At 56.8% G+C, this 11266-nt stretch carries 20 protein-coding genes; all 20 read left to right on the forward strand.

Annotated features, from left to right (window positions below; genetic code table 11):
* The first annotated feature begins 2 nt into the window (after nucleotides 1-2).
* Entirely contained in the window at nucleotides 3-269 is a 267-nt protein-coding gene (gene rpsQ / locus GKC70_RS02585) for a 30S ribosomal protein S17 (protein ID WP_023534981.1), read from the forward strand.
* A 23-nt stretch (nucleotides 270-292) separates the two neighbouring features.
* On the forward strand, nucleotides 293-661 hold the full coding sequence (gene rplN / locus GKC70_RS02590; protein ID WP_011063774.1) for a 50S ribosomal protein L14: 369 nt from the start codon (nucleotides 293-295) through the stop codon (nucleotides 659-661).
* 11 nt (nucleotides 662-672) lie between these two features.
* Entirely contained in the window at nucleotides 673-987 is a 315-nt protein-coding gene (gene rplX, locus GKC70_RS02595) for a 50S ribosomal protein L24 (RefSeq protein ID WP_016715319.1), read from the forward strand.
* Between the two features lie 20 nt (nucleotides 988-1007).
* A complete protein-coding gene (gene rplE, locus GKC70_RS02600) occupies nucleotides 1008-1547 on the forward strand; it encodes a 50S ribosomal protein L5 (RefSeq protein WP_012316517.1) in 540 nt (179 codons plus the stop codon).
* A 13-nt stretch (nucleotides 1548-1560) separates the two neighbouring features.
* Nucleotides 1561-1866, forward strand: a complete 306-nt coding sequence (rpsN, locus tag GKC70_RS02605) for a 30S ribosomal protein S14 (RefSeq protein ID WP_009397499.1) — start codon at nucleotides 1561-1563, stop codon at nucleotides 1864-1866.
* Nucleotides 1867-2075: 209 nt separating this feature from the next.
* The gene (gene rpsH / locus GKC70_RS02610; protein ID WP_008089805.1) at nucleotides 2076-2468 is read left to right on the forward strand and encodes a 30S ribosomal protein S8; all 393 of its coding nucleotides are present in this window, start codon (nucleotides 2076-2078) and stop codon (nucleotides 2466-2468) included.
* 12 nt (nucleotides 2469-2480) lie between these two features.
* Nucleotides 2481-3014, forward strand: coding sequence for a 50S ribosomal protein L6 (gene rplF, locus GKC70_RS02615; protein WP_009681972.1), 534 nt, complete (start codon nucleotides 2481-2483; stop codon nucleotides 3012-3014).
* 10 nt (nucleotides 3015-3024) lie between these two features.
* A complete protein-coding gene (gene rplR, locus GKC70_RS02620; RefSeq protein WP_029614571.1) occupies nucleotides 3025-3375 on the forward strand; it encodes a 50S ribosomal protein L18 in 351 nt (116 codons plus the stop codon).
* 3 nt (nucleotides 3376-3378) lie between these two features.
* Nucleotides 3379-3879 carry a 30S ribosomal protein S5 gene (gene rpsE / locus GKC70_RS02625; RefSeq protein ID WP_003255465.1) on the forward strand — a complete coding sequence of 167 codons (501 nt, stop codon included), beginning with the start codon at nucleotides 3379-3381 and terminating at the stop codon, nucleotides 3877-3879.
* A gap of 2 nt (nucleotides 3880-3881) precedes the next feature.
* Nucleotides 3882-4058, forward strand: a complete 177-nt coding sequence (gene rpmD / locus GKC70_RS02630; RefSeq protein ID WP_029614570.1) for a 50S ribosomal protein L30 — start codon at nucleotides 3882-3884, stop codon at nucleotides 4056-4058.
* Nucleotides 4059-4061: 3 nt separating this feature from the next.
* Nucleotides 4062-4496: a 50S ribosomal protein L15 gene (rplO, locus tag GKC70_RS02635; RefSeq protein WP_039580851.1), complete on the forward strand. Its 435-nt coding sequence runs from the start codon at nucleotides 4062-4064 to the stop codon at nucleotides 4494-4496.
* Nucleotides 4497-5828, forward strand: coding sequence for a preprotein translocase subunit SecY (gene secY, locus GKC70_RS02640; RefSeq protein ID WP_003257108.1), 1332 nt, complete (start codon nucleotides 4497-4499; stop codon nucleotides 5826-5828).
* 29 nt (nucleotides 5829-5857) lie between these two features.
* Complete coding sequence (gene rpmJ, locus GKC70_RS02645) at nucleotides 5858-5974, forward strand: 50S ribosomal protein L36 (RefSeq protein ID WP_002555468.1); 117 nt, start codon at nucleotides 5858-5860, stop codon at nucleotides 5972-5974.
* A 131-nt stretch (nucleotides 5975-6105) separates the two neighbouring features.
* Nucleotides 6106-6462 carry a 30S ribosomal protein S13 gene (gene rpsM / locus GKC70_RS02650; protein ID WP_003255457.1) on the forward strand — a complete coding sequence of 119 codons (357 nt, stop codon included), beginning with the start codon at nucleotides 6106-6108 and terminating at the stop codon, nucleotides 6460-6462.
* Between the two features lie 18 nt (nucleotides 6463-6480).
* Nucleotides 6481-6870 carry a 30S ribosomal protein S11 gene (rpsK, locus tag GKC70_RS02655; protein ID WP_003255454.1) on the forward strand — a complete coding sequence of 130 codons (390 nt, stop codon included), beginning with the start codon at nucleotides 6481-6483 and terminating at the stop codon, nucleotides 6868-6870.
* Nucleotides 6871-6885: 15 nt separating this feature from the next.
* Nucleotides 6886-7506, forward strand: a complete 621-nt coding sequence (rpsD, locus tag GKC70_RS02660) for a 30S ribosomal protein S4 (RefSeq protein WP_029614568.1) — start codon at nucleotides 6886-6888, stop codon at nucleotides 7504-7506.
* 22 nt (nucleotides 7507-7528) lie between these two features.
* On the forward strand, nucleotides 7529-8530 hold the full coding sequence (gene rpoA, locus GKC70_RS02665) for a DNA-directed RNA polymerase subunit alpha (protein WP_003255452.1): 1002 nt from the start codon (nucleotides 7529-7531) through the stop codon (nucleotides 8528-8530).
* A 42-nt stretch (nucleotides 8531-8572) separates the two neighbouring features.
* A complete protein-coding gene (rplQ, locus tag GKC70_RS02670; protein ID WP_003255451.1) occupies nucleotides 8573-8959 on the forward strand; it encodes a 50S ribosomal protein L17 in 387 nt (128 codons plus the stop codon).
* A 173-nt stretch (nucleotides 8960-9132) separates the two neighbouring features.
* A complete protein-coding gene (locus GKC70_RS02675) occupies nucleotides 9133-10572 on the forward strand; it encodes a catalase (RefSeq protein WP_342650353.1) in 1440 nt (479 codons plus the stop codon).
* A gap of 163 nt (nucleotides 10573-10735) precedes the next feature.
* Nucleotides 10736-11200 carry a bacterioferritin gene (bfr, locus tag GKC70_RS02680; protein ID WP_039580802.1) on the forward strand — a complete coding sequence of 155 codons (465 nt, stop codon included), beginning with the start codon at nucleotides 10736-10738 and terminating at the stop codon, nucleotides 11198-11200.
* Nucleotides 11201-11266: the final 66 nt, after the last annotated feature.

Genomic DNA, 11266 nt, shown 5'->3' on the forward strand with positions numbered 1-11266 from the left:
TCATGGCTGAAGCTGAAAAAACCGTCCGTACGCTGACTGGCCGTGTCGTCAGCGACAAAATGGACAAGACCATCACCGTTCTGATCGAGCGTCGCGTCAAGCACCCGATCTACGGTAAATACGTTAAGCGTTCGACTAAGCTGCACGCGCACGACGAAACCAACCAGTGCAAAATCGGCGACAAGGTTTCCATCACCGAAACCCGTCCGCTGGCCAAGACCAAGTCCTGGGCGCTGGTTGAAGTCCTCGAACGCGCTGTTGAAGTCTAAGGGCTAGGGGTCGGAGAAATTTTATGATTCAGACTCAATCCATGCTCGATGTGGCCGATAACAGCGGCGCTCGTCGCGTCATGTGCATCAAGGTGCTCGGCGGTTCGCATCGTCGTTACGCTGGCATCGGTGACATCATCAAAGTAACCGTCAAGGAAGCGATTCCTCGCGGTAAGGTCAAAAAAGGCCAGGTGATGACCGCTGTTGTCGTCCGTACCCGTCACGGTGTACGTCGCGCTGACGGTTCCATCATTCGTTTCGACGGCAACGCTGCTGTTCTGCTGAACAACAAGCAAGAGCCGATCGGTACTCGCATCTTCGGGCCAGTGACCCGTGAGCTTCGTAACGAGAAGTTCATGAAGATCGTCTCGCTCGCCCCTGAAGTGCTGTAAGGAGATCCGACATGCAAAAGATTCGTCGTGACGACGAGATCATCGTGATCGCCGGCAAAGACAAGGGCAAGCGCGGTAAGGTGCTGAAGGTGCTCGCTGACGACCGTCTGGTCGTTGGTGGTGTCAACCTGGTCAAGCGTCATACCAAGCCGAACCCGATGGCAGGCGTTCAGGGCGGTATCGTCGAGAAAGAAGCGCCTCTGCACGCTTCCAACGTGGCCATCTTCAATGGCGAAACCAACAAGGCTGACCGTGTTGGTTTCAAAGTAGAAGACGGTAAGAAAATTCGTGTCTTCAAGTCGACCCAAAAAGCGGTTGATGCTTGAACACTGCTAGGTAGAAGACCATGGCACGACTGAAAGAGATTTACCGGAACGAAATCGCTCCCAAGCTTAAGGAAGAACTTAAGCTGTCGAACGTAATGGAAGTTCCGCGCGTTACCAAGATCACCCTGAACATGGGTCTGGGCGAAGCGATCGGTGACAAGAAAGTCATCGAGCACGCTGTTGCCGATCTCGAAAAGATCACCGGCCAAAAGCCGGTCGTGACCTTCGCTCGTAAATCCATCGCGGGCTTCAAAGTCCGTGAGGGCTGGCCGATCGGTGTCAAGGTGACCCTGCGTCGCGAAAAAATGTACGAGTTCCTGGACCGCCTGCTGGCGATCTCCCTGCCTCGGGTTCGCGACTTCCGCGGCCTGAATGCCAAGTCCTTCGACGGTCGTGGCAACTACAGCATGGGCGTGAAAGAGCAGATCATCTTCCCGGAAATCGACTACGACAAGATCGATGCTCTGCGCGGTTTGGACATCACCCTGACCACCACTGCTCGTTCGGACGACGAAGGCCGCGCTCTGCTGCGTGCTTTCAAGTTCCCGTTCCGCAACTGATTGGAGTAGGAAAATGGCCAAGAAGAGCATGAAAAACCGCGAGCTGAAGCGTCAGCTCACGGTAGCCAAGTACGCTAAAAAGCGTGCCGAGCTGAAAGCGACCATCGTCAACCTGAACGCCTCTCCTGAAGAGCGTTTCGCTGCCGTTGTCGCGCTGCAGAAGCAACCGCGTGATGCCAGCGCCGCACGTCTGCGCAACCGTTGCCGCCTGACCGGTCGTCCTCACGGTGTTTACCGTAAGTTCGGCCTGGGCCGTAACATGCTGCGCCAGGCTGCAATGCGCGGCGACGTACCAGGTCTGGTCAAGGCCAGCTGGTAAGCGCTGCTGGTGTGATTTCCGGCGGAAGGGGAGAAATCTCCGACCACCGGTTGCCTCGCCAACTAACAAGCCCCTTCATGGGGCTTGTTTCGTTTCTGTCTTGTGTCTAGAATGACCGGCTCACCTGGGCCTGGGTATTTTGCCCTGCCTGCTTAGGTGGTTGTGATAGCCGCAAGGCTAATAATTCTTGTATCAGGAGCATCTAGCCCATGAGTATGCAGGACCCGTTAGCGGACATGCTAACTCGCATCCGTAATGCCCAGATGGCTGAAAAGTCCGTCGTAAGCATGCCTTCCTCCACCCTGAAGGTCGCGGTTGCCAAAGTTCTGAAAGATGAAGGTTACATCGCCGGCTACCAGGTAACTGGTGAGGCCAAGCCTTCCCTGTCGATCGAACTGAAGTACTTCGAAGGCCGTCCGGTCATCGAGGAACTGAAGCGCTCCAGCCGTCCAGGCCTGCGCCAGTACAAGTCCGTCACCGATCTGCCGAAAGTACGTGGCGGTCTGGGCGTGTCTATCGTCTCCACCAACAAAGGTGTGATGACTGATCGCGCTGCGCGCGCTGCCGGTGTCGGTGGCGAAGTTCTGTGCACAGTGTTCTAAGGGGAGATAGGCATGTCTCGCGTTGCTAAGAACCCCGTTAAGCTGCCTGCCGGTGTCGAAGTCAAATTCGCCGGTCAGCAGCTTTCGGTGAAGGGTGCCAAGGGCACTCTCGAACTGAACGTTCACTCGTCTGTTGAAGTTACCGAAGAGTCCGGCGAACTGCGCTTCGTCGCTCGCAATGGTGACCAGCAAGCTCGCGCCATGGCCGGTACCACCCGTGCTCTGGTGAACAACATGGTCCAGGGCGTAAGCCAAGGCTTCGAGCGCAAGCTCCAGCTGGTCGGTGTTGGTTACAAGGCACAGGCCAAGGGCACTGTCCTGAACCTGGCTCTGGGCTTCTCGCATCCAGTGGACTACGAACTGCCAGCCGGTATCACCGCAGAAACCCCAAGCCAGACCGATATCCTGATCAAGGGTATTGACAAGCAGCTGGTGGGTCAGGTGGCCGCTGAAATCCGCGACTTCCGTCCGCCAGAGCCTTACAAAGGCAAGGGTGTGCGTTACGCGGACGAAGTAGTCCGTCGTAAAGAAGCCAAGAAGAAGTAGGGCCTAGCAAATGACCGACAAAAAAGTTACTCGACTGCGTCGCGCTCGCAAAGCACGCCTGAAAATGCACGAGCTCGAAGCCGTGCGTCTATGCGTGTTCCGCTCCTCGCAGCACATCTATGCCCAGGTCATTTCGGCCGACGGCAGCAAGGTTCTGGCAAGCGCCTCGACCTTGGACAAAGACCTGCGTGATGGCGCCACCGGCAACATCGACGCGGCCACTAAGGTTGGCAAGCTGGTTGCTGAGCGTGCGAAAGCCGCCGGTGTATCTCAAGTTGCCTTTGACCGTTCCGGCTTCAAGTACCATGGCCGCGTCAAAGCGCTGGCCGATGCTGCTCGTGAAGGCGGGCTGGAGTTCTAAGTTATGGCAAATAACGATCAAAAGCGCGACGAAGGCTACATCGAGAAGCTGGTTCAAGTTAACCGCGTTGCTAAAACCGTCAAAGGCGGCCGTATCTTCACCTTCACCGCGTTGACCGTGGTAGGTGATGGTAAGGGCCGCGTCGGCTTCGGCCGTGGCAAGTCGCGCGAAGTACCTGCTGCGATTCAGAAAGCCATGGAAGCTGCACGTCGCAACATGATCCAGGTCGACCTGAAGGGCACCACCCTGCAGTACGCCACCAAGGCTGCCCACGGCGCCTCGAAGGTTTACATGCAGCCTGCTTCGGAAGGTACCGGTATCATCGCCGGCGGCGCAATGCGTGCTGTCCTGGAAGTTGCTGGTGTCCAGAACGTTCTGGCCAAGTGCTACGGTTCGACCAACCCAGTGAACGTGGTCTACGCCACCTTCAAGGGTCTGAAAGCCATGCAATCTCCTGAATCCATTGCTGCCAAGCGCGGCAAGAGCGTCGAGGAGATCTTCTGATCATGGCAACCGTAAAAGTAACGCTGATCAAGAGCACCGCTGGCCGTCTGCCTAACCACATTCTGTGCGTTAAAGGCCTGGGTCTGCGTCGCATCGGTCACACTGTAGAAGTCCAGGATACTCCCGAGAATCGCGGGATGATCAACAAGGCTTACTACATGCTGCGCGTCGAGGGTTAATCGATGAAACTCAATGATCTGAGTCCAGCGCCGGGTTCCCGTCGCGAGAAGCATCGTCCGGGTCGTGGTATCGGTAGCGGTTTGGGCAAGACTGGTGGCCGCGGCCACAAAGGTCAGACCTCCCGTTCCGGTGGCACCATCGCTCCGGGCTTCGAAGGCGGTCAACAACCGCTGCACCGTCGTCTGCCGAAGTTCGGCTTCGTCTCCCTGAAGGCTATGGACCGCGCCGAAGTGCGTCTGTCCGAGCTGGCCAAGGTGGAAGGTGACGTGGTTACCGTACAGTCCCTGAAGGACGCCAACGTGATTGGCCAGAACGTTCAGCGTGTGAAAATCATGCTGTCGGGCGAAGTCACTCGCGCTGTCACCATCAAGGGCATCGCAGCCACCAAAGGTGCGCGTGCGGCTATCGAAGCAGCTGGCGGCAAGTTCGAGGAATAAATGGCTAAGCAAGGTGCTCTCTCTTCGCTCGGTAAGGGCGGGATGTCGGAACTCTGGGCTCGTCTGCGCTTTCTGTTCATGGCGATCATCGTCTACCGGATCGGCGCGCACATCCCGGTGCCCGGCATCAATCCAGACCGTCTGGCGGATCTGTTTCGGCAGAATGAGGGGACCATTCTTAGCTTGTTCAACATGTTTTCCGGTGGTGCGCTGGAGCGCATGAGTATTTTTGCATTGGGGATCATGCCGTACATTTCGGCGTCGATCATCATGCAGCTCATGACCGCGGTCAGCCCACAACTGGAGCAGTTGAAGAAGGAAGGTGAAGCTGGCCGTCGCAAGATCAGCCAGTACACCCGCTACGGCACCGTTATCCTGGCGCTGGTTCAAGCCATTGGCATGTCCATTGGCCTGGCCAACCAGGGCGTGGCGTTTTCTGTAGGCTTGGGCTTCCATGTCGTTGCCGTCTCCACTTTCGTGGCCGGCGCAATGTTCATGATGTGGCTCGGCGAGCAGATCACCGAGCGCGGTGTAGGCAACGGTATCTCGATGTTGATTTTCGCAGGTATCGTTGCCGGTCTTCCGAGAGCAATCGGGCAGTCTTTCGAGTCTGCGCGCACAGGCGATATCAATATTTTCGCCTTGGTCGCTATCGGTTTGCTTGCAGTAGCGATCATCGGTTTCGTGGTGTTCATCGAGCGTGGTCAGCGTCGTATCGCCGTTCACTACGCCAAGCGTCAGCAGGGCCGCAAGGTCTTCGCCGCGCAGACCAGCCACTTGCCGTTGAAGGTAAACATGGCGGGCGTCATTCCCGCCATTTTTGCCAGCAGCATCCTGCTGTTCCCGGCTTCGTTGGGTGCCTGGTTCGGTCAGTCTGAAGGTATGGGCTGGCTGCAGGACATCTCGCAGTCGATCGCTCCTGGTCAGCCGTTGAACATTCTGCTGTTTAGTGCAGGGATCATCTTCTTCTGCTTCTTCTATACAGCGTTGATGTTCAACCCGAAAGACGTAGCGGAAAACCTGAAGAAGTCCGGTGCCTTTATTCCGGGTATCCGTCCTGGTGAGCAGTCGGCACGCTACATTGATGGCGTTCTGACTCGTCTGACCATGTTCGGTGCTCTTTACATGATGGCCGTCTGCCTTCTGCCCCAGTTCCTGGTGGTAGCTGCAAACGTGCCGTTCTACCTTGGCGGGACCTCGTTGCTGATTGTGGTGGTGGTTGTGATGGACTTCATGTCCCAAGTACAATCGCACCTCGTTTCGCACCAGTACGAATCCCTGATGAAGAAAGCCAACCTGAAAGGCTACGGTGGCAGCGGTCTGCTGCGCTGATAGACCCCCTAAGGTTCGAGGAGTCGGTAATGAAAGTTCGTGCATCGGTGAAAAAGCTGTGCCGTAACTGCAAGATCATTCGTCGCGAAGGTGTCGTGCGCGTGATCTGCAGCGCGGAACCGCGTCACAAGCAGCGCCAAGGCTGAGTGTGATCTGCGCTTCAAACCCAGCAGCTAGTGCGCTGCTGGGTTGATTATTCGTTTCTACAGCGATATTATCTCGCGCCCTATTTCTTGGCTTCCGGGGCGTAGGTAGCTGTCAATTGGAGTCCCACTGAATGGCCCGTATTGCAGGCGTCAACATTCCAGATAACAAGCATACTGTTATCTCGCTGACCTACATCTATGGTGTCGGTCGCACTACTGCACAGAAAATCTGTGCAGACGCTGGTGTAAATCCAGCCGCTAAGATCAAGGATCTGAGCGACGAGCAAATCGAAACCCTGCGTGGCGAAGTTGCGAAGTTCACCACCGAAGGTGACCTGCGTCGTGACATCAACATGAAGATCAAGCGCTTGATGGACCTGGGTTGCTATCGCGGCCTGCGCCATCGTAAAGGTCTGCCGGTTCGCGGTCAGCGCACCAAGACCAACGCACGCACCCGTAAGGGCCCGCGTAAGCCGATCCGCAAGTAATCGCCCAGGAATATAGACATGGCAAAACCTGCTGCTCGTCCTCGTAAAAAAGTCAAAAAGACAGTGGTTGATGGCATCGCCCACATCCACGCTTCTTTCAACAACACCATCGTGACCATCACCGATCGTCAGGGCAACGCATTGTCCTGGGCGACTTCCGGTGGTTCGGGTTTCCGTGGTTCGCGCAAATCCACCCCGTTCGCAGCTCAGATCGCTGCTGAGCGTGCTGGTCAAGCTGCGCTGGAATACGGTCTGAAGAACCTCGACGTGAACGTCAAGGGTCCAGGTCCAGGTCGTGAGTCCGCCGTTCGTGCATTGAACAGCTGCGGCTACAAGATCGCCAGCATCACCGACGTGACGCCTATCCCGCATAACGGGTGCCGTCCGCCGAAGAAGCGTCGCGTGTAATCAGGAGACAGAAGAATGGCACGTTACATTGGTCCAAAATGCAAACTGTCTCGTCGTGAAGGCACCGACCTGTTCCTGAAGAGCGGCGTTCGCGCTCTGGAATCGAAGTGCAACATCGAAGCAGCCCCAGGTATCCACGGCCAGCGCCGTGGCCGTCAGTCCGACTACGGTACCCAGCTGCGCGAGAAACAAAAAGTCCGTCGTATCTACGGTGTTCTGGAGCGTCAGTTCCGCGGTTACTACCAAGCTGCTGCCTCGAAAAAAGGCGCAACCGGTGAGAACCTGCTGCAACTGCTCGAGTGCCGTCTGGATAACGTCGTCTACCGTATGGGCTTCGGCTCGACTCGTTCCGAGTCCCGTCAGCTGGTTTCGCACAAAGCGATCAGCGTCAACGGTAAGACCGTAAACATTCCATCCTACCAAGTTCGTCCGGGTGACGTGGTCGCAGTTCGCGAGAAGTCGCTGAACCAGCTGCGCATTGTTCAGGCCCTTGAACTGTGCTCTCAGCGTGGCCGCGTTGAGTGGGTAGACGTTGATTCCGCTAAAAAGTCGGGCGTTTTCAAGAACGTTCCTGCTCGCAGCGACCTGTCCGCCGACATCAACGAAAACCTGATTGTCGAGCTCTACTCCAAGTAAGGGCTAGAAAATAGGTGCATCCATGCAGATTTCGGTAAATGAGTTCCTGACGCCCCGTCACATCGACGTTCAGGTGGTCAGTCCAACCCGCGCCAAGATCACCCTCGAGCCTCTCGAGCGTGGTTTCGGCCATACCCTGGGCAACGCGCTGCGTCGCATCCTGTTGTCCTCCATGCCTGGCTGTGCAGTAGTCGAGGCCGAGATCGATGGCGTACTCCATGAGTACTCCGCGATCGAAGGTGTACAGGAAGACGTCATTGAAATCCTGTTGAACCTCAAAGGTCTGGCTATCAAGCTGCACGGTCGTGACGAAGTTACGCTGACCTTGTCGAAAAAGGGTTCGGGGGTGGTTACCGCTGCCGATATTCAGCTGGATCACGATGTCGAGATCGTCAACCCCGATCACGTAATCGCGAACCTGGCGTCCAACGGCGCCCTGAACATGAAGCTCACCGTAGCTCGTGGTCGTGGTTACGAGCCGGCCGACTCCCGTCAAACCGACGAAGACGAAAGCCGCAGCATTGGCCGTCTTCAGCTGGACGCTTCGTTCAGCCCGGTGCGTCGTATCGCCTACGTGGTCGAGAACGCCCGTGTTGAACAGCGTACCAACCTGGACAAGCTGGTCATCGATCTGGAAACCAACGGCACCCTGGATCCTGAAGAGGCCATCCGTCGGGCCGCGACCATCCTGCAACAGCAGCTGGCCGCGTTCGTCGACCTCAAAGGTGACAGCGAGCCGGTCGTGGTCGAGCAGGAAGACGAGATCGATCCGATCCTGCTGCGCCCGGTTGACGACCTGGAACTGACTGTACGTTCGGCCAACTGCCTCAAGGCGGAGAACATCTACTACATCGGCGACCTGATTCAGCGTACCGAAGTAGAGCTGTTGAAGACTCCTAACCTGGGCAAGAAGTCCCTGACCGAAATCAAGGACGTCCTGGCCTCTCGTGGTCTGTCTCTCGGCATGCGCCTCGACAACTGGCCGCCTGCAAGTCTTAAGAAAGACGACAAGGCGACTGCCTGATCGTCGTAATCACCGAACGTAGTGTTTGGTAAGGAATGAATCATGCGTCATCGTAAAAGTGGACGTCACCTGAGCCGTACCAGCTCTCACCGCAAGGCTATGTTCCAGAACATGGCAGTGTCGTTGATCGAGCACGAGCTGATCAAAACCACCCTGCCGAAAGCCAAGGAACTGCGCCGCGTTGCCGAGCCGCTGATCACCCTGGCCAAGGAAGACAGCGTTGCCAACCGTCGTCTGGCCTTCGACCGTACCCGTTCGAAGTCTGCCGTTGGCAAACTGTTCAACGATCTGGGCAAGCGCTACGCCACTCGTCAGGGCGGCTACCTGCGCATCCTGAAGTGCGGTTTCCGCGCTGGCGACAACGCGCCTATGGCGTACGTCGAGCTGGTTGATCGTCCAGTCGGTGGTGCTGTAGAAGCTGCCGAGTAAGACGTTCCGTCTGCTACAAAGAACCGGGCCTAGTGCCCGGTTTTTTTGTGTTCGAATAAATTGTAAAAATCTATCGAACATAAAATATCAATGCATTAGATCTTTGTATCTGTGCTCGCCATACTGCTCTCCAAGCCGATCAAGCCGACATTTGCGTCTGATAAGGAGAGCCCATGAGCAAGATCCTCACCACCGCCAGCGGTGCACCCGTTGCCGACAACCAGAATTCCCGCTCCGCCGGTCCGCGCGGTCCATTGCTGCTCGACGATTTCCACCTGATCGAAAAGCTTGCCCATTTCAACCGCGAAAACATCCCTGAGCGCCGTGTGCATGCAAAAGGCTCGGGTGCCTATGGCACCTTCACCGTGACTCGCGATGTCACTGAGTACACCAGTGCTCGGCTTTTCGATGGCATCGGTAAGCAGACCGAGACCTTCCTGCGGTTCTCTACCGTAGGTGGCGAGCGCGGCTCTGCCGACACCGAACGCGATCCACGTGGCTTCGCCGTCAAGTTCTACACGGAAGAGGGCAACTGGGACATCGTGGGGAACAACACGCCCGTGTTCTTCATTCGCGATCCACTCAAGTTCCCCGACTTCATCCACACGCAGAAGCGCAACCCTCAGACCAACCTGAAAAGTGCGCAAATGATGTGGGACTTCTGGTCGCATTCGCCTGAGGCGCTGCACCAGGTCACCATCCTGTTCTCTGATCGTGGCATTCCGGATGGCTACCGCCACATGCACGGCTTCGGCAGCCACACCTACAGCCTGATAAACGCCGAGGGACAGCGCACCTGGGTCAAATGGCACTTCAAGACGCAGCAGGGCATCAAGAACCTGACGCCGGCCGATGCGGCGCGTATCGCAGGCACTGACCCTGACTACGCCCAGCGTGACTTGTTCGAGGCCATCGAGCAGGGCAACTATCCGCGTTGGACAGTATGCATTCAGGTCATGAGCGAGGAGGAGGCTGCCAACCGAGCCGAGAACCCGTTCGACGTCACCAAGACCTGGTCGCAGAAAGAATATCCGCTGATCGAAGTTGGCGTACTTGAGCTCAACCGTAATCCGCTCAACTACTTCGCCGAAGTCGAGCAGGCTGCATTCGGCCCGAGCAACATGGTACCCGGCGTGGGCTTGTCGCCTGATCGTATGCTGCAGGGTCGCGTGTTCGCTTACGCTGACGCCCATCGTTACCGCGTCGGTACCAATCACCAACACTTGCCGGTGAATGCGCCGCGCTGCGCGGTAAACAGCTATCAGCGCGACGGTGCCATGAGCATGGGTAGCTATGGCAGTGCTCCTAACTACGAGCCAAACAGCTTCGCCGACGCGCCCAAGCAGTCCCCGCGCCACGCGGAACCCGCCTTGGCGCTCAATGGCGCAGCCGATCGTCACGATCATCGTGAGGACGACGACTACTACAGCCATGCCGGTGCACTGTTCCGGTTGATGAGTCCTGAGCAACAAGCGCTGTTGATCGACAACATCGCAGGCACTATGGCGGGAGTGACGGAAGAAGTGGTTCGACGCCAGTTGCAGCACTTCCATAAAGCCGATCCGGCTTATGGTGGCGGTATTGCCAAGGCGCTAGGCATCAATCTGTTCTGAGTCGAAGTGATAAGGAGAACCGCCCGCATTTGGGCGGTTTTTCAATGAAAATCACTACTGTTTGTCGAGTTTTTTCGCATAAATTGCGCGGTATCGAGTGACCTTGGGAAAATCATGGTTCACACTATGAGCCTATCAAGCGTTATTCAGGAGTATCAGGGCGATGCAAGGTCACCCGGACGTCATCGATTACCTCAACACGTTGCTTACGGGCGAACTGGCGGCACGCGATCAGTATTTCATCCACTCGCGCATGTACGAAGACTGGGGCCTTTCAAAGCTCTATGAGCGTATCAATCACGAGATGGAAGAAGAGGCGCAGCATGCCGATGCTCTGATGCGTCGTATCCTCATGCTTGAAGGCACGCCGCGCATGCGGCCGGACGACCTCGATATCGGCACCACAGTGCCTGAAATGATCGCGGCCGACTTGCGCCTGGAGTACAAAGTGCGTGCTGCCCTGTGCAAGGGCATCGAGTTGTGCGAGTCGCACAAGGATTACATCAGCCGCGACATCCTGCGCGCGCAGTTGGCTGATACCGAGGAAGATCACACGTACTGGCTGGAAAAGCAGCAGGGGTTGATCAAATCCATCGGGCTGCAGAACTACCTGCAATCGCAGATGTGACACCAGCAGGGCCGCTGTTTAGCCCTCTCGACACATGAGGCCGCGCTTACAAGACTGTGCAGATCA

The organism is Pseudomonas sp. REB1044 (assembly GCF_038813925.1).
Classification (GTDB): domain Bacteria; phylum Pseudomonadota; class Gammaproteobacteria; order Pseudomonadales; family Pseudomonadaceae; genus Aquipseudomonas; species Aquipseudomonas boreofloridensis.